This window comes from Microvirga solisilvae, from assembly GCF_022808595.1.
Lineage (GTDB): Bacteria > Pseudomonadota > Alphaproteobacteria > Rhizobiales > Beijerinckiaceae > Microvirga > Microvirga solisilvae.
In genome coordinates, this window is sequence record NZ_JAKUCN010000006.1 from 1 (window position 1) to 23,144 (window position 23,144).

Annotated in this window: 15 protein-coding genes; 5 read left to right on the forward strand and 10 right to left on the reverse strand. The window is 54.1% G+C overall.

Going from position 1 to position 23,144, the window contains the following annotated elements:
* Positions 1–243: 243 nt before the first annotated feature.
* Positions 244–1,638, reverse strand: coding sequence for an aspartate aminotransferase family protein (locus tag MJ639_RS12800; protein WP_243373277.1), 1,395 nt, complete (start codon positions 1,636–1,638; stop codon positions 244–246).
* 335 nt (positions 1,639–1,973) lie between these two features.
* Here MJ639_RS12800 and MJ639_RS12805 point away from each other — a divergent pair, with 335 nt between their 5' ends.
* Both MJ639_RS12805 and MJ639_RS12810 read left to right on the forward strand, forming a co-directional pair.
* Positions 1,974–3,644 carry an FAD-dependent oxidoreductase gene (locus MJ639_RS12805; RefSeq protein WP_243373279.1) on the forward strand — a complete coding sequence of 557 codons (1,671 nt, stop codon included), beginning with the start codon at positions 1,974–1,976 and terminating at the stop codon, positions 3,642–3,644.
* A gap of 223 nt (positions 3,645–3,867) precedes the next feature.
* A complete protein-coding gene (locus tag MJ639_RS12810) occupies positions 3,868–5,214 on the forward strand; it encodes a polysaccharide biosynthesis/export family protein (protein ID WP_243373288.1) in 1,347 nt (448 codons plus the stop codon).
* 218 nt (positions 5,215–5,432) lie between these two features.
* Here MJ639_RS12810 and MJ639_RS12815 read toward each other — a convergent pair whose 3' ends face one another.
* Genes MJ639_RS12815 through MJ639_RS12825 form a run of 3 tightly spaced genes read right to left on the reverse strand, consistent with a single transcriptional unit; the run spans position 5,433 to position 8,854 of the window.
* Complete coding sequence (locus MJ639_RS12815) at positions 5,433–6,512, reverse strand: NAD-dependent epimerase/dehydratase family protein (protein ID WP_243373290.1); 1,080 nt, start codon at positions 6,510–6,512, stop codon at positions 5,433–5,435.
* A 3-nt stretch (positions 6,513–6,515) separates the two neighbouring features.
* On the reverse strand, positions 6,516–7,346 hold the full coding sequence (locus MJ639_RS12820) for a WecB/TagA/CpsF family glycosyltransferase (RefSeq protein ID WP_243373292.1): 831 nt from the start codon (positions 7,344–7,346) through the stop codon (positions 6,516–6,518).
* 47 nt (positions 7,347–7,393) lie between these two features.
* A complete protein-coding gene (locus MJ639_RS12825; protein ID WP_243373308.1) occupies positions 7,394–8,854 on the reverse strand; it encodes a sugar transferase in 1,461 nt (486 codons plus the stop codon).
* 878 nt (positions 8,855–9,732) lie between these two features.
* Here MJ639_RS12825 and MJ639_RS12830 point away from each other — a divergent pair.
* Complete coding sequence (locus tag MJ639_RS12830; protein WP_243373310.1) at positions 9,733–10,587, forward strand: glycosyltransferase family A protein; 855 nt, start codon at positions 9,733–9,735, stop codon at positions 10,585–10,587.
* A 34-nt stretch (positions 10,588–10,621) separates the two neighbouring features.
* Here the strand turns inward: MJ639_RS12830 and MJ639_RS12835 are convergent, their stop codons facing one another.
* The 3 genes from MJ639_RS12835 to MJ639_RS12845 form a co-directional block, all read right to left on the reverse strand.
* Complete coding sequence (locus tag MJ639_RS12835) at positions 10,622–11,938, reverse strand: O-antigen ligase family protein (RefSeq protein WP_243373312.1); 1,317 nt, start codon at positions 11,936–11,938, stop codon at positions 10,622–10,624.
* Between the two features lie 139 nt (positions 11,939–12,077).
* Positions 12,078–13,373, reverse strand: a complete 1,296-nt coding sequence (locus MJ639_RS12840; RefSeq protein WP_243373314.1) for a lipopolysaccharide biosynthesis protein — start codon at positions 13,371–13,373, stop codon at positions 12,078–12,080.
* Between the two features lie 42 nt (positions 13,374–13,415).
* Positions 13,416–14,402: a UDP-glucuronic acid decarboxylase family protein gene (locus MJ639_RS12845; RefSeq protein WP_243373316.1), complete on the reverse strand. Its 987-nt coding sequence runs from the start codon at positions 14,400–14,402 to the stop codon at positions 13,416–13,418.
* A gap of 522 nt (positions 14,403–14,924) precedes the next feature.
* On the opposite strand from MJ639_RS12845, the gene MJ639_RS12850 reads away from it, so the two are divergent.
* Positions 14,925–16,358, forward strand: a complete 1,434-nt coding sequence (locus MJ639_RS12850; RefSeq protein ID WP_243373318.1) for a glycosyltransferase — start codon at positions 14,925–14,927, stop codon at positions 16,356–16,358.
* A 125-nt stretch (positions 16,359–16,483) separates the two neighbouring features.
* Here the strand turns inward: MJ639_RS12850 and MJ639_RS12855 are convergent, their stop codons facing one another.
* Positions 16,484–19,702 carry an acetoacetate--CoA ligase gene (locus tag MJ639_RS12855; RefSeq protein WP_243373320.1) on the reverse strand — a complete coding sequence of 1,073 codons (3,219 nt, stop codon included), beginning with the start codon at positions 19,700–19,702 and terminating at the stop codon, positions 16,484–16,486.
* A gap of 471 nt (positions 19,703–20,173) precedes the next feature.
* Here MJ639_RS12855 and MJ639_RS12860 point away from each other — a divergent pair, with 471 nt between their 5' ends.
* Positions 20,174–20,431: a hypothetical protein gene (locus MJ639_RS12860; protein ID WP_243373322.1), complete on the forward strand. Its 258-nt coding sequence runs from the start codon at positions 20,174–20,176 to the stop codon at positions 20,429–20,431.
* A gap of 48 nt (positions 20,432–20,479) precedes the next feature.
* Here MJ639_RS12860 and MJ639_RS12865 read toward each other — a convergent pair whose 3' ends face one another.
* Together MJ639_RS12865 and MJ639_RS12870 are read right to left on the reverse strand one after the other, a co-directional pair.
* Complete coding sequence (locus MJ639_RS12865; RefSeq protein WP_243373324.1) at positions 20,480–21,640, reverse strand: cystathionine gamma-synthase; 1,161 nt, start codon at positions 21,638–21,640, stop codon at positions 20,480–20,482.
* Positions 21,637–23,013 (reverse strand): pyridoxal-phosphate dependent enzyme, encoded by a 1,377-nt coding sequence (locus MJ639_RS12870; protein ID WP_243373326.1) that lies wholly within the window; start codon positions 23,011–23,013, stop codon positions 21,637–21,639. The genes MJ639_RS12865 and MJ639_RS12870 overlap by 4 nt, the downstream gene beginning before the upstream one ends.
* Positions 23,014–23,144 lie beyond the last annotated feature (131 nt).

The following is a 23,144-nucleotide window of genomic DNA, read 5'->3' on the forward strand; positions in this document are numbered from 1 at the left end:
TGAACGGCGGGAACGCGTTTTCGAACAACAAGTACTACATGGACGCCAACAGCGGGAACTGGGCCTGGGGCTCGGACATGAACTGGTCGCAGTTCAGCGCGAAAGATCAGGGTGGCTCCGTCTCATCCGCAGCAAACGCGCCCGCCGTTCTTGACCTGACTTCGAAGGGCGGATGTTGAAGAGCCGCTCTGCCAATGTGTTCTTTCGGCAGAGCGGCTCTGAGACAGCTTGTTGCGATTATGGCTAGGCGCTTGCGCTCTGAGCCATGCCTCGTGCTTTTCGCATATTCCCGATCAGAGACATACCAAGAGACCAGATGGCACTCGGTACTCTCTCACTCTCGCCGAGGACCGCATCGAATGCGCGACAAATTCGATCGCAATCGGATTCGGATATGGTGAGGGCTGGGGTTAGCTTGATGAAACGCTGGCCGGCCTGCGTAAGAATCTTGTGATCCTTCAGTAATGGAATGGCCACGAGAAGCGAGAACAGGCCCTTCTTCGCAGTTTCCAAGGTCCCCCAGGCAGCCTGCATTTTGAATGATTGCGGAGCGCCGAACTCCACTGCCATCATGAGGCCTTTGCCGCGCACGTCCCGGATGATCTCATGATGCCGAGCCATGTTTCGGAATTCTGTGAGCAGATGTTCGCCAAGCTGATCCGCTCTTTGAACAAGTCTCTCGGATTCAATGACATCCAATGCTGCGATGCCGGCTGCCATGGCAAGATCATTCTTTGAGAAGGTCGATCCATGAGCCACGGCTCGTCCCGTCCGCTCGAAGACTTTCTCGAAGACCCAATCCTTTGTCAGCAAGGCCCCGATCGGCACAAAGCCCCCTGATAGGGCCTTTGCCAAAAGCACCATATCAGGTTCGACGCCCCAGTGATCAACGGCAAGGAAACGTCCTGTACGGCCTATTCCTGTCTGGATCTCATCGACCACAAGCAAGGCACCATATTTCTTGCAGAGAGAGGCTGCCGAGGGCAGGTAATCATCAGAGGGAATTTTGACGCTCGCCCCCTGGATGGGCTCGACAACAAAAGCCGCAACGTCACTGTCCTTCAAAGCCCTTTCCAGAGCTTCAAGATCATTGAAGGGCACTTCAGTGAAATCAGGCAGCAAGGATCCAAAACCGTTCCTGTAGACATCAGAACCATTCATGGAAAGAGCGCCGTAGGTCAGTCCATGAAAAGCATCACTGCAATAAACGATGCGTGACCTTCCTGTCGCCGCGCGCGCGAGCTTGATTGCGGCCTCGACGGTCTCTGCTCCTGAATTGGCAAAGAAGGCGCGATCAAGATAGGGAACATGAGCAAGAAGCTTTTTCGCCAGCACGCCTGCCAGGACCGAGACATCCATCTGCACGAGATTGGGAAGATCGCTGTCGATGGCGCTCTTCAGTGCGGCCTTTATTGTCGGGTGATTGCGGCCAACGGCAAATACGCCCCAGCCTGCAAGAAGATCGAGATACTCCTCGCCGTCACGATCATAGAGGTAAGCGCCTTGGCCGCGGGTGAAGGAAGTATCATACCCGATCGAAGCCAAGTGGCGCACGAGATGCTTGTTCAGGTGCCGAGCATGAAGAGCGTAGCGATCAGCCTCGTTCTGGTCGAAGATCTCTCTTAAGTCTATTGTCATGATCGACTAGCGGCTCCTGCTGATATCACTCGGCTTTGCTGCAAGTTCGGAATTCAGGCAGATGGAGCGGTGACTGTGTTGTGAAACAGGGTTCAACCGTCAAAAACGGCCCCGAAGACATCTGATTCAGCCTCTCAGCAAAGCCTTAGAGATACAACTACACTCAAGAACTACCCCGTATTCTTCCTTCATAGAATAACGGCAAAACTCTTAAATATGAGAACGCATGTTTCTAGGAAGTTTTGCTTTTCCAAGGGGCGGATCAGCTAAAAGGACTGGCCAATAGCAATAACAATAATCGAGATATTCCTAGCGTCTTCTGAAAGGATAAGAAGTTGTTCTCTGACGCCGAAAACTACCCTCATGAGACGCTAGATGCCGATATCTGTATTATTGGTGCTGGGCCAGCTGGGATAACGCTCGCCAAGGGCTTTCTCGGATCGAACATACGTGTCGTAATTCTTGAAAGCGGAGGTCGTGATTTCGAGCGCAAGTCGCAAAGACTGGCGAAAGGCGTGAATGCGGGTGTGCATTACGAGGCTCTCGATCTATGCCGCGTCCGCAAATTCGGTGGATCAACCGGCAAGTTCGGCTGGGGTGGCTGGTGCAAGCCGCTTGCCGACATCGATTTTTCGGAGCGCCCTTGGTTTCCCATGAGCGGGTGGCCTATCACGCGGCAGGAACTCGAACCGTTCTATCTCCGAGCCTTGGAGACGCTGCAACTGCCATCCACGCATCCATTCGACACGGATCTCGCCGAGAATCGTGCCTCCGAAGACAAGTTGGATCTGAGCGATTCACCTCTGACCGTGGAGGAGAGCCTTTTGGCGCCGGCAACGGGGCATTGTCTTTCTGATGCTTATGATGACCTTGCTGCTGCCGACAATATCCACGTTCTGTTGCATGCAACAGTCACGGAAATCGTCTCCGCCCCCCTGCGCAACAGGGTGACAGGGGTCAACGTTAAATCCCTTTCGGGAAGATCCTTCTCCGTTTCTGCCCGCTGGATCGTTCTCGCCGCGGGCGGGATCGAAAACCCTCGGATCATGCTTCAGTCGACGAGAGAGCATCCAAAGGGGATAGGCAACGACCGGGATCTCGTGGGGCGCTGCTTCATGGAGAATCCCCGGTTTCATTGGGGGCGCCTCTCCGGGGATACACTGCCCGATATTGTTCGCCAGTTCTATCCGGCCAATGCCGTTCGCCGACGCCTTAGCCAGGCCAGCTCCAACGAGGTAGTCTCTGGTCTCGGTTTCATGATCAGGCCGGAGATCCAGCGCGAGGAACAGCTTCTGAATGCGCGGACATGGATCTATCCTGCTCCGGCAGCTTCGGAGGGCGATGGCGGACGCGAGCTTCGAGAGACCGTCTTCTGGCTGAAGAAATCTCGTATGCCCGATGCTCCGATCCGAAGGGCTGTGAATATTTTTCGCGATCTTCCCAATGCACTGAGAACCACCTTCAGTTATCTGCGCCCGTCCACCCACTGGGAGTTTGTGACGGTCATGGAACAGGAACCGGTTCTGAATAGTCGCGTCATGCTGGATAATCGTCGCGATGCGCTTGGCCAGCAGGCAGTGCGCCTGGAATGGCGCCTAGGCCCCCTGGTGGAGCGGACGTTGAGGCGGAACCAGGAGGTTCTCGTCGATACGCTTTCGCGCCGAGGCATCAATTGCTCTGCGGTCGTGCCTGGTGCTTCGAAAAGCGAGTTGGAGCTTGCCCGCTGGGTTTGGCATCATATGGGAACCACCCGTATGAGCCACGATCCTGCACAGGGTGTCGTTGACGAGGATTGTCGCGTCCATGGTTTCGAAAATCTGTATGTAACAGGAAGCTCCGTTTTCCCGACCGGCGGCAACGACATGCCGACATTGACCATCGTTGCGCTTGCTCACCGGTTATCTGACCATCTCAAGCATCGCGTCACGCGCTCGCAGGAGCCTGCCACATTAAAGAGCGTCGTTTATGAGATGCCTATGAGAGTCGGCTCCGCTGCTGGCTCCTGAGAGGAGGAGAAACATAGCGGAATCGGGATCCGTATATATCGCGGCACCAACTTGCGTGGGAACCCTGGATTACTCCCAACGAGTGCGCTCGATCGTCCGAATTTGAAGAAACAGCAGGCCCCAAAGGTTCTAGCTTAAGGCTGATGCCTATCCGCCACTCAATGGGAAATCATTGAGTGGTGATGGCGGGCAGAACTTACGCCCATATTCTGCGAGGTCAGGGATGAAGCCGTTTTTCAAACAGACAGTCAGCAAGGTTTGTATCTCCAAATCTTCCTCGGTTGTCTTGCCTATCGCCCTGGCATTGATCCTCACCATCCCACGTGCCGGCACGAGCTACGCCAATCCTGATGGAAGTGGCAGTTACAAACTCGCGCCAGGTGATCGGGTATCGATCGTTGTTCTCGGGCAACCTGAGTTCTCGGGCGATCACATGATCGACAATGACGGGTCCGTGACCTTGCCAGCCGTCGGCCTTGTTGGGTTGAAGGATCTGACAGCGTCCGAAGCCGAAAAGGTTATCGTGGAACGCCTCGCCAATGGCTATCTTCAGCAGCCCATCGCCAGTGTGCGTGTTACCGAACCGCGACCGATTTATGTCGTGGGAGATGTGAGGACCCCCGGGAGCTATCCGTTCCGCTATGGGATCTCGGTTATGGGCGCGCTTGCCTTGGCTGGAGGATTCAGGGTCGCTGAACAGTTGCCATCCGGCGCAAGATCCGAATTTCTGATGGCAGACGAGCGCCTGAGGGTGCTTCAGGCCAGCCGCCGGTCGCTGCTCGTCAGGAAAGCTCGCCTGGAAGCACAGCTTGAGGGCGCGTCCCAGATCGCTTTACAAGACTCTTTCCCTTTCTCCCGTGAAGACCCCGAAGTTTTACGAATCCTGCAGGATGAGCAGGGGATCATGACGACCCAAAAGAAAGGGCACGAGCAGGAGCTGCGGCTGCTTCGAGAGCAAGGTCCTCGCCTCGACGCTGAAGCGGTCGCCGTTCAACAGCAGTCAGAGTCAGAAAAAAAGCAGCTCGAGCTGATTCAAATGACCCTCGCTGATTATAACAATCTCGTCTCCAGCGGCTTAACGAGGCGCTTCCAGTTGATCGAGTATCAGCGCCAGGAAGCAACCTACAAGTCCAGTGTCGCCCGCCTGGCGGCCGAGCAGGTCAATCTAGAGATCCGGAAAGGCGAGATCGCCATGAGGCTCCAGGAGTCAGAGAATAACTATAAGCAAAGGATCCTGACGGATTTGCAGGATGTTCGCGCCCGCTTGAGCGAGATCGAGATTACACTGCCTGTCGCTCGGGAGGTGCGCGAAGCGCGTCTACAGCAGGGTGGTGGTGCAACACTGGCAGGCTCTGCAACCGAAGTAAGTCATACAGCTATCATTCATCGAATCCGCGATGGCAAAACCGAGTCATTCCAGGCAGATACGAGGACACCACTTGCTCCCGGCGATATCGTTGAAATGCGGCCTAGCTCACGAGAAGCCGCCTCGCTTGGAGCGTCATCCCAGACCAATATGGCAATGCAAGCCGAAAGCCTCGCTCAAGATGCCTTAAGCAAGTCCCGCTGAATGCACCTGGATCATGAGATAATTGATCCTTGGCGACGCTAACCTGCCAGATAAGACGAACGCAGGTTGGCGCCTCACGCCCGCTTATTTATCCATGGGCGGAAGCCTTATAATCCTTACTCTGCTAAGTTGAGAGCTTCAGAAAAGTCTCTGGGCCTAAAAGTATCGCCCGGTGTCGAATACCGGGCGATACGTTAAAGAGCCGAATTATTTCGGTTTCATGCCGGAAGCAGAGATTCTGCAATCTCTCGTCTGCTAGAGAAATGAGCAGACGCAAACTCTTCAAAAATGTCATCGATAGTGGTCGACAGGCTCCATTCGGGATAGTCGCGCTGGAAACGTGTGAGATCAGTGTAATAGCAGATGTGGTCACCGATACGGTTCTCTGCACTCAGGCTCCAGCTCATGCTATGGCCAAGAAGCTGCCCGACGCGGTCGATCGACTCTAAAACAGAGACGCTGTTCGACTTGCCTCCTCCGAGATTGTACACAGCACCAGAACGTGGGTTCCTGATAAAGGCGTCGAAGGCAGCGACCACGTCCCGACTATGAATCTGGTCGCGGACCTGCTTTCCTTTGTAACCAAAGATCGTATAATGTCTCTTCTCGGCCGCAGCCTTGAAAAGATAAGCAAGATATCCGTGAAGCTGGGCGCCGGAATGACCTGCTCCTGTTAGGCAGCCGCCACGGAAGCAAACTGTCTTCATGCTGAAGTAACGGCCATATTCCTGCACCATCACATCGGCGGCGACTTTGCTGGCCCCAAAAAGGCTGTGCTTAGACTGGTCGATGCTGAAGCTTTCGGAAATTCCATTCGCGAATGCGGGGTCCTCATAGTCCCATCGGGTTGCCAGCTCGACAAGTGCGAGTTCATTGGGTGCGTCGCCATAGACCTTGTTGGTGCTCATGAAGACAAAAGGTGCTTCAGGAACGCTCTGCCGGGTTGCCTCGAGAAGATTCAACGTCCCGCAAGCGTTGACTTCGAAATCATCGAAGGGGATGCGGGCGGCGAGATCATGGCTTGGTTGTGCGGCACAATGAATGATAGCGTCCGGCTTCAAATCGGCGAACAGCGACATGATTTTGTTTCGGTCGCGGATGTCGACATCGACATGGGTATAGCTCTGGCACTCATCCTGCAGCTTGGCGCGCTGCCAGCTCGTATCTCCATCCGGCCCGAAGAAACGAGCGCGCATGTTGTTGTCAATACCAACAACCTTGTAGCCAATCTTATTATAATAACGCACGGCTTCGGCGCCGATCAGGCCAGCGCTGCCTGTGATCAGAATAGACTTCATAGATTAACCCTCATAGGTGCGGTGCTGAGATTGCGGTTGCGCGTATTGGCGGAGGATGTGCCAGAGGAAATAGGTGTTCGTTACGGCATAGCGTTTGAAGAGACGCCTCGGCTCCTGGAGGAGACGAAACAGCCATTCCAGGGACAGTCTTTGCATCCACCCAGGGGCCTGGCGTTTCACGCCGGCATGAAAGTCAAAAGCAGCTCCGACGCACACGAGTACGGCGCGGATGATGTCGCGATGCTCGAATGCAAAGTTTTCCTGCCGTGGACACCCGAGGCCGATGAAGACAATGCCGGCTCCACTCATCTCTATCCGCTCTGCAAGAGCCGCACTCTCTTGCTGGCTCAACGGCCGGAACAAGGATGGTTCCGCCCCAGCGATGCAGAGGCTGGGAAAGCGCTCCTCGAGCGACGCTTTCAGCCTCTGGACGGTCCTATCCGTCGAACCATAGAGATAAATTTTAATTCCAAGCTCTGCGGCCTTCTCACATATCAGAAGGGTCAAAGCAGGTCCGTAGACACGATCAGTGAGGTTCGTTTTGTAGATCGCGTTCAAGGCATGACGCACTGGCTGCCCGTCGGGTGTGACGAGGTCGAAGGCTGCGATACGTTTCGCCATTTCCTGATCGCGCGCGGCCTCAACCACTCCGTGGACCGCAAGCGCCGTCGCAATGGCAGGCTTTCTCTCTCGAGCGGAGGAAATGATGCAATTCACAGCTTCAGAATAGTCTGTCTTGCTGATCGGTATGCCCAGGATCGGGAGCTTGGATGGCCACGCTCGAGACGCTCGCGTGCCCTCAAGAGCTATCGGATCGGCATGTTGGACGAACATCGCTCACGCTCTCCGATAGAATGCTTCCGGCCGGACAGATGTGCACATCAGCGTGCCCCTTTCGCCATGAGAACAGCGGGAATGGTCTGCAGAAGTATCCAGAGGTCGAGCCAGGCCGACCAATTCCGAATGTAGAGAGAATCCTGACGTTTTTGGACGCTAAGGTTCCCGTTGCTCCTGGCCGAGATCTGCCAGAAACCCGTCAGCCCTGGTGGAACGCTGGCCCGGAGTTCCTGAAAGTCAGCGTCGAAGCTCTTGAGATGGTACTCGGGGAAGGGGCGTGGGCCGACGAGGCTTATGCTACCCTGCAGAACGTTGAAAATCTGCGGTAGCTCATCGAGGCTGGAGCGTCTGATGAAGTTGCCAATATATGGCAAAACACGTGGATCGTTCGTAAGCTTGAAATGTGAGTTCCATTCTTCACGTGCAGCAGGGCAGTTCGCAAGATGCGCTTCAAGTCTCTGCTCTGCATCCAGGTACATCGTCCGCAATTTACAGATCTTGATCGTGCGCCCGTACTGGCCCACGCGATTCTGCCAGAACAGACCCGCACCAGGATCAATAAACCGGATAGCCAGGACCAGAATGGCGATGATGGGAGCTGCCACTACCGCGAGAGGGATGCTGATCATGAGATCGAGGAGACGCTTAATCCAGAGGTTATGATGCTTATAGATGCCGCGTTGAATCTCGGAGCCGATCGTCTCCCCAGAACTTCTGGCATGGAGCCCGATACCTTGGCCGTTATCGGTGTCTCGCACCACGATGACATGCTCGAATTGAAGGTGATCGAGCTCACGGAGCTTTTCGGCAAGATCGATCGTGACAAGCGCGATTTCTGCGTCCCTCTTCAAACGTTTGTCGTCGTTAATGCGACCAAGAATGGGAAGATCTGTGAGTTCAATCTCCGCCGCGTTGCTCATGTCGTCACAAATGAAGCCGATTGGGCGCAGTCCTAAGTCAGGTTGCTCGATGAGGGACTCCGCAAGAGCATGATTGGGACGCAAGCCAATGATGACCGTTGGGACGCCCCAGATCTTCAATTGAACAAGACTTTGCCTGATGAACCATTCAACATAGTGTCCCACGATGACGAGGAGACCTGCCGAGCATACGACGTAAGCAGCTGTTGCAAGCGGAAATCCTGTAGCAAAGGTCAGGATCGAATTGACCGCGACATATGCCAGCGCTCCTAACGTGCGGATCCGCAATCGCTCGATCGGGCTTAGGCCCCAATCTGTGTAAAGGCCCATGATGGCGTAAAAGGCTATTACTGCGAGCGCTGAGATTGGCGCAAAGAATTCGATAGGCAGCAGTGCTCTTGCCACTTCATAGGCGATTGCTGCTGATGCTGATGCGGTCGCGATATCTCCGAGGACGAGCGCACCTCTAATCAAAACCCGTCTCTGAAGACCTTTGAGAGAACCTGAAGGTTGTACGGGAGACGAGGCCGGCTTGAAGGAATCCGGGAGTGTTAAAATCGTGTCTTTCGTCTCAAGTATGCTCATGATTAGGCCTTCACTCCTATTTGAGAGCGCCTATCGAGTGATTGCGGACGCTTCTCTATGGCAAACGATGTGAAGCAGCGCGCATTCTTCGAAACTTTGCGTGGCGGTTGAGCTATGGACTGAAGTCACTTTGCCGATCTGATTTGGCTGACTGTCAGCCGTCTATGCAAACAGATCATGACCCTTCTGCATTGACTTAATTGAGGGACTTTTCCCATCAACATCCTTGGCATGCCTGCCTCGGACATTGATGAAATATCCAACGGAGAATAGCGAATACATATGTGAGGACATAGAGAGAATTGGTGGTAACCTCATCGCTAACTGTACTGCTCCAGATCTCCATTGATGTTAAAAGGATCTGGCCTCGGGGAGAGCGATTCATGCGCACTACACGCGTTTAAGATCCGCCTTCATTAGATCGGGAATGGCTTCCAACTCCGCGAAATCAACCGATTAAAATTTAGAAGGCGCCACGGGATCAGACATCGCATTCATCCGCTACTGAGAAGCTATGCGAGGCCCTCAAAAAATCGCATTCTGAGAAACCATTCGGATCGTTCGCTTCTGCATATTTTGACATCTCATTGAATGCTCTTGTCGAAGAAAAGTCTCGGGCCCTTCAGAGTATCCATTATCCTGAGTGGGGTGGCTAGAATAGCAATCCTTACGGCGTAATCCAAAATAAAGACTCATCCCAAGCCAATATGCCAAGTATATTAGGCCTCTCTCCCGAGAGGGGGCTGGAACGTATTCTCTCGATCGTTCGAGTGCGCTTGCTTGTCTCAGCGGACGAGTGTCGAAAACAACAGGATTCCGGACATTTGAGAACTGCGCTAACTTGATGCTAGCGCCTATAAGAATAGGATGAAATACGCTTGCAGGAAAAGTTGAAAGTCTATGACAATGGCATAGTGTTTCTGTCCCTGGCGCGAAACTGTGCCAAGTTCCTACCGAAACTCTTTGCTCTATTAGAAAAGACGGCATCGCAAGGTATTCAAGTTGCCGCCGTGGTTGGGGAGAATGGTTCGACCGATGGTACAGGCGATTGCCTGAAGAGCAGACAACTGCAGAGCCGTGATGTCGTCCATGTCGATACGTCATTCATGAGCAGCATGCCATCACGCCTTCGCCGTATGGCGGAGGGGAGAGAAATGTTGCTTCGCTATGCAGCAGAGCGATTTCCTGATGTTAAGTACGTCTGCGTGATTGATGTCGACAATGTACTTGCAACCAACCTTTCCTCCGAAATGCTCCTTGAGACCGCAGATCAAATTTACGCCAAAAGAAACATTTTCGGAGTGTCGGCCACATCAGCTCCTTACTACTACGATATCTCTGCGCTTCGCTGCAGCGCTTTCTTCGAGAAGAACATATATCCAGAGATCATGAGCGCTAAAGGCAACATGCTTGGATATTATAAATTTATGCGGGACAATTTGTTCAAAGTGCAAAGAGAGTTCACGAGATCACATGTGAGGCTCTGTGAATCGGCTTTCAACGGGCTCTGTGTCTATCGCCCGTCGGATTATTTTTCATCGTCATACATCGGCGAAGATCAAGATGATGTCTGCGAGCATGTGATCCTAAATCAGCGTATCGCTAACTCAACGGGTGAGAAGATATTGGTCGATAATCGGCTGATCCTCGCAATGCCGCCCGAACATGGGCCTCAAAGTTTTGCTTCTTTCATGGGGCGGAGAGCGCTCAAAGTCAGCGGCATGCTGGGATAGGTGGCCGTATCTGGAGGGATTGTCCGCGGCTATATTATTGGCTCAGTTCTCGTTGACCTGGATAAATTGCCCAAATCCCGAAAGGACTCTGGCCGTAAGCGCGATAGATAATGGATCCGCCGATTCCAATCCCGATCAATGTCCAGAACCAGATCCCGAGCATAGGGCCTTCGAGAGCGACGTCGAAGCTCGCATTGATGACGATCGCTGTTACATAGGATGTCACGAAGACGAAAAAACCTGCCCATGCATTGTCCCTGCATACTCGCGCAAGGTAGATATTTCTCATCATCATCAGAAACCAGCTCGATCCAAGCAGGAACCAGAGTGTGAGTCCTGGGATGCCGGCTCTGGCGAGGACAGTCATATGGGCATTATGGGGACTCCTTAACGGCGGCGCCCCATCGCTACTGTCGGCATAATATCCGTCAGCTTCGGAGAGATTGACCCCGAAGCCCTTGCCGGACCAGAAGTACGGGCCATGAAATGTGTAATCCCTGATGTCGCTCCACCAGCGGAGACGCCATAGCTTATTGTCATCCAGGTTGCCCTCATCGGATGAAACCAGGATGCTTGTGAGATTCTCGACGATCTGCCTGGCGCTGAGGGAACGGTCGCCTTCGTTCGATCCGAAATCCACCTTGAGGTCGAGCGCGAAGGCAAGTGTCATGGCAAGAGCGCCGGCCATGAGAATCCTCAGAATGACCCGTACTTTATTCATGAGGACCGCAGCTAGGATGACAGCGCTCAGGAACGCAAGCGTGCCGCCGCGGCTTTGAGTGGCGATAAGAGCGATACCGAGAACAAGGATGACAATCCATATCTTGCTTACACGCAGGAAGCCTACGATCGCGAGACTGGCAGCCCCTGCAAGGTGAACGGCAATCTCCCCTGGGCGAACTTCTAGAACGCGAAAATTTCCCTCGATGGGCCAAGAGACAACGCTGCGCCCGTTAATTCTGGTAATATAGTATGCAATCACTGCGATAGGGCAGAATATGAATAGCAGTCTCGCCAAGCTTCGTGTGATCGCGAGCAGCCGCACCGGTTGCTCAACAACAAGCGCGATTAGGATGAATGAGAACAGGCCATAGGTAATGACGACGCTGTCCCGAAGGGCATTGAAGCCATGAATCTTTATGTACGGCAGCGTTTGAATCGTGACCCATGTGAGCAACGAAAGGAGGATTACGCTGGGGATGGTCGTCAGAACTGCTAGCCAGCACCCACTGAGAAGAAAGGCAACCAATCCAAGAACCAAAACAAACTCGCCTGCATATAAAGGTGGAAGGCCAACATACGCAAATCCTCGCCCGGAGAATGCATAGGCTGCCAAGGCGAAGACGAGCATGCGGAGATAGTAATCGTTAAACGAATTGAGAAACGAGGCTTCATAAGTTGGCTGATACGTGTTTGAAACTCGCAAAGATAAGACTCCAAATCGGCCGATACTGATGATTGCCTTGGTTGGGACGCTGCCTTTTTGAGGATCAGCTTCCTGCGGAGTGCCCTATGCCGACGGTATTATCTGCCATTTTCTGCCGAGCATCGTTTTCTGATACGGGCTTCGAAACAAGATGAAAGATCTGGCGGTAGACCAGGATCGATCGAGATAGGTTCGTGATGACCAATGCCAAACAGCTGCCAATCAACCCATAGAGAGGCACTAGGAGAGCAGCTGCAACAATGGCGATAAATGTTCCGACTATCTCTATGTGATGGACTTGGTAGCCTGCGTCGGCACCAAAGAGAAACGCACTGCCTGCCAATGTTGCGTAGTTGAGCGCGGTTGCAATCGCCAGAAGACGGATGGCATCGCCGAGTTGCAGATAATGCGGCTCTCCACCATAGGCCAAAGCGAGAATTGATTCCGGCATGTAGAGTAAGGTGACGAGAAGTAAGAGGATCGGAGGAGAGCCGAATAGGATCAGCGGATAAGCAGCCCGCCATGCTTCAACCATACCTCGCTCTGATGCTCGCGCCGTGGTTTGGGGTATGACGTTGGCCAATCCTGCCATGATTGGGTTGCTAACATTTGTGATGTTGAGAGACGCTTGCAGGCCTGCTGTCGCTGAAGGCCCAGACGTGATAGCGAGCAAGAATGGGAGAATTTGCTCTTGAACTCTTGATGCGACATTGCTCGTAAATGACCATTTCCCGAGATGCCAAAATTCTCCTGCGACTTTGCGGAGTTGAAGAGAGCCGGACCAGGATACGGCACCCTGGATCAACTGAACGATAATCGCTAGGCAGGATGTGAGGGCCATTGCATAGAAAGCGATCTCAAGCGACACCTCAAAGCGGCCGGTGAGATAGATAAGCAGAATGCATGGTCCAATGTAGCTGATGATATCTCCAATCAGTGCGGCGCTATATCGAAACTGAGTAAACAGACTGCGCCTTAGGGTTTCCTGAATTTGTCTGGCCATGTAGAAAGCGGGAGCGCAAAAGACCAGCCGATAATCTAAGAAAGTGTTGGCGAAAGTTGCCAGCACGAGCGCCATGACGATGGCAAGAACTGTCCCAAGGATGACGGCGTTCAGGATTATCGCCATACGCTCTTCGCCGTCGGCAGCTCCACCCCGTACGGACAGCGGATAAAAGACGAGGGAGCCGCTCACCGTTTGCACCAGAAAGATGGCGCCGAAGAGGATGGTGAACAGCCCATAATCATGAGGCGACAGATGCCTGGCCAGGATGATGTTGACCAGGAAAGTTCCTAGACTGACAGTTGCCTGGTCGACCAAGGACCACGATGCTGAATGAAAGCGTCTCAAGTTCAGCATGCGCCAACGGCTCCAGCCTAACTTTCAGTATAGGAGAGTTCCTTAAGCCAGAACGGCCTCTGGCTTGCGGAGCTGCCGCACGACATCTTCCTCACGAGACAGGAGTTTGTCGAAATACTCAATCGTTCGTCCGAGACCGGTTTTCAGGTCAACGGTCGGCTCCCATTTGAGAAGATTCCGAGCTCGTGTAATATCAGGGCAACGCTGCCTAGGGTCATCTTGAGGCAGGGGGCGGCTGACAATCTCGGATCTGGAACCAGTCAGTTCGATGATGATTTCAGCTAGTTCCCCAACCGTTGTCTCAACCGGATTTCCGAGATTGACCGCGCCATCAACTCCGTCCGTGTTCATAAGGCGCAGCAAGCCGTCGACGAGATCGTCAACGTAGCAGAACGATCTTGTTTGCTGGCCATTGCCGAAAACGGTGATTGGCTCATTCCGCAGGGCCTGGACGATGAAGTTCGAGACAACTCGTCCGTCCTCAGGATGCATATGAGGACCATAAGTATTGAAAATTCTGGCAACTCGGATGGCCATGTTGTGCTGGCGTTGATAGTCAAAGAAAAGCGTCTCTGCACACCGCTTTCCTTCATCGTAACATGCGCGAGGGCCGGTAATATTCACGTGGCCGCGGTAACTCTCCGGCTGCGGATGAATGTCGGGGTCGCCATAAACCTCGCTTGTCGAGCTTTGCAAGATTCGAGCGCGCAAGCGCTTCGCCAGACCGAGCATATTAATTGCGCCCATAACGCTTGTCTTCGTGGTTTGGACAGGATCATGCTGGTAATGAACGGGAGAGGCGGGGCACGCAAGGTTGTAAATCTCGTCCACTTCAACATAGAGCGGGAACGTGATGTCATGCCGCATCAGCTCGAATTTTGAATCCGAGATAAGGGGCTGAATATTTGCTCGAGACCCGGTGAAGAAGTTATCGACGCAGAGAACTTCATGTCCTTGTTTCAGAAGCCTTTGGCAGACATGAGAGCCGACAAAGCCCGCGCCGCCCGTAACCAGAATTCTCTTGCTCATACCTATGGTCCCCATTGAGTTGCTGGTCATGATATGTGAACATGGAGACATACAGTTCGGATCTACTCAATGACACTTAAGAGGAATCCGAATGCGCAGGCGGGATTCCTAGGTACTCCCGAGGTACATTCTTTTTCTATGGCCTACAGGCGCTAGCCAGAGCGAATTCAGCTAGGCACAAATCATGTTGACGCTCTGATAGATTTTTGAGTGTCATTTGCTCAGCTTCTTTAAGAGCTTTGTCTGTCTTTCCTCAGCTGGTGAGGGATATTCTTAGCAGATAGCTATCTGCCCAGAATGTTTTTCCTACTAGAAAATCTGCTGATTCGAATTGAGCCGTCTAGTTGAGTGCTCACTAGACGGACGGCGCATGTCGGCCTCTACCAAGTGGGTACTTCTTTCTTAATATTGCTCTTCCCGCCGCTTCTATTGTTATAAATGTCATGTGCGAGATGCAATTGTATCAGTTAATCAAGACGTTCGTGATCGCTCGTACGACTCGATAAAAGTTCAAGTATATGGATGACAACAGTGGTCGTAGAGATTGAGCGAAATGAAGTGCTTCTTCCACGAATTCCCCATGGACGTCGCCTGCGTGTACTCATCTCAGCTCAAGCCGTTTCTCCAGTCCGTGGTTCAGAGCCTGGACTTGGATGGAACCTGATTTCAAGGCTTGCCCAATGGCATGACGTGACTGTTCTCTGCTCTCCGAACTCACATAGTGCGGATGAGCAAGCCTATCGCGATGAGATCGAGACGTACTTGGCTCAGCGAGGGCCGATACCCGGCTTAACGTTCAATTTCATTAAGGCGCCGCTTCTGTGTCTTCTTTTCCAGTATGAAACGGGCATCAGGCGGCGAACAGTCTATTATATTGGGTATAATGCGTGGCAGCGCAAAGTTTATCAGATCGCTTCGGAACTCCATGCGCAGAAGCCATTCGACATTATTCATCATCTCAATATTACCGGGTATCGGGAGCCAGGATATCTCTGGAAGCTTTCTGCTCCCTTTGTTTGGGGACCGGTAACAGGTGCGGCGGACATTCCTTTCTCATATTTTCCCCTCATGGGCTGGGGAGATCGGACGTTCTATGCTGTTCGCAATATGCAGAACATGATCCAAAAACATGCTAATCCCCGTTGCCGAGCTGCCGCGCGAACCGCACGCCATATCTGGGCAGTTGGCAAAGAGAGCATGGAGCTGATCAATGGGACTTGGGGATACTCGGCCGAGAACTTCATTGAGTCGGGAGCGGTCATTCGCAACGACGTTATGCCACGTCAGTTCGATGGGAAACGCCCGCTAAAGCTCGTCTGGAGCGGTCAGCACATAGGTCGTAAAGCTCTGCCTATTTTGCTGCATGCCTTGGAGAAGATTAAGCGAGATCAAGAGGGACTTGAAGCCAGCTCTCCTGTTAATCTTACGATTCTGGGGGAGGGGCCTGAAACGTCGAGATGGAAGGAGATAGCGCAAAAATTGGGTGTTGCGGATCAGGTTCAATGGGCAGGCCAGATGTCTCATGAGGCAGCCTTGCGAGAGGTTTCTCAGAGTGATCTTCTAGTTCACACCAGCGTCCAGGAGGGGACCCCGCATGTTGTTCTTGAGGCCTTGTCGCTTGGCGTTCCGGTTCTCTGTCACAATGCCTGCGGAATGAGCGTTGCGGTTAACGAATCCTGCGGGGTAAAGATCGATATGCTGAGCCCTGAAGCCAGCATATCCGGCTTTGCCGATGCTATTCAGGGCTTTCTGTCTGATCCTGATAAAGTGCAGCGCATGTCTGCTGGCGCGATTTCCCGAGCAAAGGAACTAAGCTGGGACAGCAAGGCTTGGCAGATCTCGCAACAATACTGGCGTATCGCGGGGAGCAGCGATGCAGCGCTTTCACTCAATGAAGGCAGCGTGGCTTTCGCAGGATTGAGCGGCCCTTTCGTCATGGATGGTATATCCCGCTAAAAGACCATAGCTCGAATAAACGAAAATCAGATTTCAGGGCGTGAGACTTAAAGCTCCGAGAGTTTGCGATGATTGGTATCGTACTCGCGTTCAGCGATTAGAACGAGCTTCGATCTGGGAATAATTCAACTCACATCATCAAGAATTTTTGCGAAGCTCTCAGCTACCATTCTGCGATGGTGAGGCTGTCTTAGCATTCCCACGTGATCTCCTGCGACATCGATGATGTCGATCTTGTCGAAGACTTCGCCCCACCCAAGATCCGGAGGGGCGGTTGTCCGGCTTTGCTCTGAGCGGAACAGGGCCACTTTTCCAGGAAGGCGCATTTTCGCATCTTCACGGAGCCATTGCCGGAAAGCGTGCATCTGTAGGGAGCCGGCGAGACATCTCGTCAATTCAAACCGCATAGCTGTCGGTAGGAAGCCGAAGTCTGAACGCTTGCACAAGCGTAGAACAGGGATCAGCGCGGGATGTATAAGGGACCGTGACAATCTCCATAAAAATCCAGTTCGCATGCGCTCATAGGCTCTAGCGGAATCCGGTCTGCCGCGGATAACGCTTGTTGAAATATTTGTCACTTTTCTAAATGTACTCAGAGGAGTGCCATCTGCGTACTCGGTATTATAATCCATCTTCTCGGCCCCATCGCTGATGTTGGTGTCGAGAACGGCGATGAAGGTGATGTTGCGCCCAGATTTGGAGAGGCGCGCAGCCGCGATGGAGGCAATCGCACCCCCAAGGGAGAAACCGGCAATGCGAATGTCTCCAACAGGAAGAGCAGATACGATTTGCTCTTCTGCCAACGCTGCCAAATCATCAAGCGTCGGGTAGGATTCCAGCATATCCTGCCAGCTCGGATATTTGATGACGACGAAATGAGTTTCCGGGCCAAATTCGGATCGGAACTTGGCCAAGTACGGCGTGTCACCCATCGTTCCAGGAAAGAGAAAGACAATCTTGCGCCCGTTTGTTTCCTGGAGAGTGGGAGTGGGTGAGCAGATCAGCCTTTCTATGGCTGAGGCGAATTCCCTGGCTGTCATGTTCATTTGAAGGCAGTCAAGGGACAGGTCTCGGCCAAGGGCTTCCTCCAACTCGAAGGCAAATTGGAGAAGTTTTAGAGAGTCGCCTCCGGATTCGTTCCAGCGGTCCTGTTCTCCTGCGGGATGGCGCAGCAATCTGCGCCAGAGGCGCTCGACAGTGATGAGAATCTCCACTGCTTTATCGCTTTCTTGAGCGAGGTGCTCACCCTCGAGATCATCTGCCAGCGCCTCTTCGGCAAGCTTAGCATCCTCCTGCGCTACCTTTTGTCTGATGATTTCCAGGCAGGCGGGATTTCGTAGAGCTTCCGCGTTGACTGAAAGGGTGCCATTCAGGGCATCCCGCACAGCCCGTTCAGAGCGTTTGCCGCTATAGGTAACTGGAAGCTCTTCGACCTCGGCCATCACGGCTGGGACGTAAACAGCAGAAGCCTGTTGAGAGAGTTCACGGCGGATGCGCTGACGCAGTGGGTTGGTCAGGCCCCCTTTTTCATAGGGAACCACAAGGAGAACCATGCGTGATCGGTCAAGGCCACCGGGCGTCTGTTGTTCGACGACCATGCATTCCTGAATCTCAGAGATGCCCGATAGGATATGATAGATTTCAGCAGGTCCGATCCGGTTTCCGTTGACGTTCAGAACGCTGTCCGAACGACCATGCATCCGGGCTGTGCCTTCCCGCGTCAGTTCGATCAGGTCGCCATGCGTCCAGACTCCAGGGTTCTGGCTGAAATACGCTTCATGAAACCGCTTTCCATCAGGATCTCCAAGGAAGCCGAGAGGTCGAGATGGGAAAGGGTTGCAGCACACCAGGTCCCCCATGCCCACATCGACCAGTTTGCCTGTTAGTTGGGCGGCCTTGACATCGAGGCCCAGGCTTCGGCACTGACTTTCGCCCGCATAAACAGGCAGATTGGGATGGCCTAGAACAAAGCATCCGATGATATCTGTCCCACCGGATATCGATTGCAGCGGAATCGTGCCGACATTGGCGTGAAGCCACTCGTATTCGCTTTCATACAGAATCGATCCGGTCGAAAGAACGGAACGGAGTACACGAGGAGGGGCAGACTGTCTTGGGGAATAGCCTGAATCGTTGCAAAGCTTGAGATAGGGAGGGCTAGTCCCAAAAATGGTGACATCTTGATCGGCAACGATCTTCCATAAGGTTTCCGCGCCACTGAGTGAGCCATCATAGACCACAATTTCAGCCCCGCATGCCAGAGCTGAAAGTTGCCAGTTCCACATCATCCATGACGCGGCCGTGTGGAAGAACAGCTTGTCGCGCAGTGACATATCGTTGTGAAGGCGATGTTCCTTCACGTGTTCAAGAAGGGTTCCGCCCGCTCCATGTACGATGCATTTCGGCCGGCCTGTGGTACCGGATGAGAAAAGAATGAAGAGAGGATGATTGAACGGAAAGCGCGTCCAGGTGAATGGTTCATCACTCGTCGAAAGTGAAGGGTCGTCGATACTCCCAATGAAGTCCCGGAGCCGGAAGGCCGGCAGATCAATACCTTCCGGAACCTCGCCTGAATCGAGAAGGATGAGGTGCTCAAGCGAAGGCAGCCCCTGAATGACATCCTTCAGTGATGGAATGGCTGCCTTCTGATCGGATGTAAGGAGGTTTGCCAAAAGCACGGAAGGGGAAAGCTGCTGCAGGCGTGACAGGATTGCTGCAGAGCCCATATCGGGAGAAGCCGATGAGAAGGTCGCCCCGATCGCTAAAGCCGCCAGAGTGCCGATAGCCAGCTCCGCGTTGTTATGCGCGACAGCGACGATGCGATCTCCAGCCTTGACGCCAAGGCTCTCCAGCTTTTGTGCGCACCGCACAACCTGATTACGAAGCTGTCTTCTAGTGAGCGTCTCCGAAGGCCGCCTGGCGTGACAAGCGATCAAGGCCGGCCTGTTTGCAGCCCCCTCGGAATCGATGCGCAACAGGTTCTCTGCGTAGTTCAACTTCAAATCCGGAAAGAAGACCGCGCTTTCGCAAATATCTCCAACGCAAACCTGATCCGCTATCCCCTCGTGGATAATGCCGGACCAGTCGAGGAAGAGGCGCCAGAATGTGCGGAATTCAGCAACGGAAAAGCGATAGAAAGCCTCAGGGTCGCGAAAGCTCAAACCGGTTCGGGCCGCGCAATAGCTCATGAAGGCAGTGATCTGGGAGGCAAAAATCGTTGCCTCCGTCGGTCGAAAGATCACAGGGCGTTTGTGGGAAGAAGCAGAGGAAGAGGAGGCCGCAATACCACTTTTGAGCCGCATGGCATCAGGCTCGGAAGGATTTCCCGTGAAGTGGATCGTCATGGAAAGTTTGCTCAATGCCAATTGAATGAGAGGATCGCGTACTCCTTATTTAAATTATCGCGCTTGAGAGGGGCCAAATAGAGTTATGTAGAGGTACCCTCAACGTCGACGGTTCTGCAAAACTCCAAGTCGTTGGAGTCGATCCTCTGTTGTTCAATGTGATGCTGATCGGTCTTGTGTTTCAGGCGAAAAGACTTGCTGAGAATCTTAACCGATCGGCAGAGAGGCTTTATCAAGCGCTGCTATGGGAAGCATCTTCCCAAGAAAAAAGGTTGGGTTGGTGCAATGAACCCAAGGTTCGATGTAGGAAAATATAGTCAGAGGGTGAGGCGAAAAGGCATACCAACCTGGGCGTCGTCTCACATGAAATACTCTTGCAGGGAAACTCTAATTCCTCATACTGAGCGAATTGGCTGTTGCTTCAAATTCATGATGTTCTTGCAAGATGGAATTCTTAACATGGATACTTACATGACCGTGCTCGCCCTTCTGTCGAAGGCCCGTGATCTCGTTGATGCGGGGGAGCATACTGGAATCATTGAAGCCATCAGTACCCTCAAGCACGAAGCCAGCGGGCCGAAGCGCGATCTGGCTTATTATGCCATTCTTGAGACTGCAGGGGCAGACAAGGGGGAGGTCGGCATATCCGCGCTTTCCATGGCCAGCCGAGATGCTGCCATGGCTTTGCTCGATGCAACGATCAAGCGGATGCGATCAAAACTGCATTAGGCCCAGAGAAAGCCCAGGTTTCCGAGCCTTCTCGTTGTGGGCATTCGTCTAGGCGAGAGCCGAGCGCAGATCCTGGATCAGATCGTCGGCGTCCTCGATCCCCACCGACAGGCGTACCAGTCCATCATCGATCCCAAGCTCGGCCCGCACCTGTGCTGGAACAGAGGCGTGGGTCATGATGGCCGGGTGCTCAATCAGGCTTTCCACGCCGCCGAGGCTCTCCGCTAGCGTGAAGAGCTGGCAGCGCTCCAGGAAGCGCGTCGCAACAGCGAGGCCGCCTTTGATGCGGGCGGTGATGATGCCGCCGAAACCGCGCATCTGGCGCTTCGCCAGTCCGTGCTGGGGATGTGAAGCAAGGCCTGGATAGATCACGCCATCGACACCAGGATGAGCTTCGAGGAATTCGGCAATCTTGAGAGCCGACGTGCAGTGCCGCTCCATCCGCAAGGATAGGGTTTTCAGACCGCGCAGGGCGAGGAAACTGTCGAACGGGCCTGAGATAGAGCCGACGGCATTCTGCAGGAAGGCGATCTTCTCACGCACCTCCTGGTTCTGTCCGACGATCACGACGCCGCCCACCATGTCGGAATGGCCGTTGAGATATTTCGTCGTGGAATGCACGACGATGTCGAAGCCGAATTCCAGCGGGCGCTGCACCCAGGGGCTTGCAAAAGTGTTGTCCGCGACAAGCAGCGTACCATGACCGCGCGTGGCCTGCGCGATGGCCTCGAGATCCGCAAGCTTCAGAAGCGGGTTGGTGGGCGTTTCCACCCAGACAAGGCGCGTGTTCGGGCGCAGGGCCGCCTTTACCGCTTCCGGATTGCCGAGATCGACATAGGTGATGTCGAGGGAGGCAGATTGCTTGCGCACCTTCTCGAAAAGGCGGCGCGTGCCGCCATAAAGATCATCGGACGCAATGATGTGCGAGCCGTGCTCCAGCATGTCGAGGATCGTCGCGCTCGCGGCAAGGCCGGAGGAGAAAGCGAAGGCGGCACTGCCGCCCTCGAGATCAGCGATGCAGCGTTCGAACGCCATACGGGTAGGGTTCTGTGATCGTGCGTACTCGAAGCCCTTGTGAACGCCCGGGCTTTCCTGAGCGAAGGTCGAAGTTGCATAGATCGGCATCATTACCGCACCCGTCGTGGGGTCCGGCGTTTGGCCTGCATGAATGCAGCGGGTGGAGAATGCGAGTTGGTTACGGGCGGTCATTGGGCCTGAATCCGGAAGAAGTTGATAAGGTCGATGCGGGTGGCGAGGCCAACGAAGTTGTCGCCATCCATGATCACCGGCACGAGGCCGGCGGCGAAGAGGGGCAGAAGGTCCTTGACCGGCGCCTCGGCAGCGATGGTCTGGAGGCGCGTGACCATCACGTCGCGCACAGGCTTGTTGAAGACGCTCTGCGGAGCGCTCTCATGCGCAACAAGCGCGTCGAGAATATCGCTCTCGTCGATGAGTCCGACCACGCGGCCTTCGTCGATCACCGGCAACTGAGAGATGTCGGATGAGCGCATGCGGGCAAAAGCCGAGCGGAGCGTCTCATTAGGGGAGACGAAGATCGTGGCGCCTTCTCCGAAGGGGTTGATCACCACGTCGCGCGCGGTGCCCGTCGGCTTGCGGTCGAGCCAGCCTTCCTGTGCGATGAAGGCGTCGTTGAAGACCTTCGACAGATATTTCGCGCCCGTATCACAGACGAGGGTGACCACGCGCTTCGGCTCTTTTTGCTCGCGGCAATAGCGCAAAGCGGCAGCAAGCAGCGTGCCCGAGGACGAACCCGCGAGGATGCCTTCCTTGCGCAGCAATTCGCGCGCAGCCGAGAAGCTTTCCTTGTCGGTGATCGAATAGGCTTTCTTCACCAGCGACAGGTCGCAATTGGGCGGAACGAAATCCTCGCCGATGCCTTCGACGGCCCAGGAGCCGGCTTCCGTCATTTCGCCGGTCTCGACAAGGGGTGCGAGAATGGAGCCTGCGGGATCGGCCAGAACCATGACGGTCTTGGGAGAGGCCTTCTTGAGGAAGCGCCCGATGCCCGTCAGCGTGCCGCCGGAGCCTACGCCGACGACGACTGCATCCACATCCCCATCCATGCCATCGAGGATCTCAGGTCCCGTGCTTGCCTCGTGTGCTGCCGGATTGGCCGGGTTCTCGAACTGGTTGATATAGACGGCCCCGGGCGTCTGGTTCGTGATCTTCTGAGCCAGGTCCTGATAGTAGTCGGGATGCCCCTTGCCGACATCCGAGCGCGTGATCACGACCTCTGCCCCCAGAGCCTTGGCGTGCAGCACCTTCTCACGGGACATCTTGTCCGGCACCACGAGCAGGGTGCGATAGCCCTTGCTCGCGCCGACCAAGGCAAGGCCTACGCCCGTGTTGCCTGCCGTGGCTTCCACGATGGTGCCGCCCGGCTTCAGGCTGCCGTTCTTTTCCGCTGCCTCGATCATGGCGCGGGCCGGGCGGTCCTTGATGGACCCGCTCGGATTGGCGCTTTCGAGTTTCAGGAAAAGCCGGCAAGGACCAGTATCCAGGTGCGTCACCTCCACAAGAGGTGTCCTGCCGATCAGGTCCAAGGCTCCACGAGCATTCATTTCACTTAATCCTTATGTGAAATATATTATTGCTTCTATATAGATGTGAAAAATATATCTGCCTATAGGCCTCCCCAAGATTTCCCTGGAGGTGTTATCCGCTCAATGTGGAAGGGCAGGGGCGGGATCCC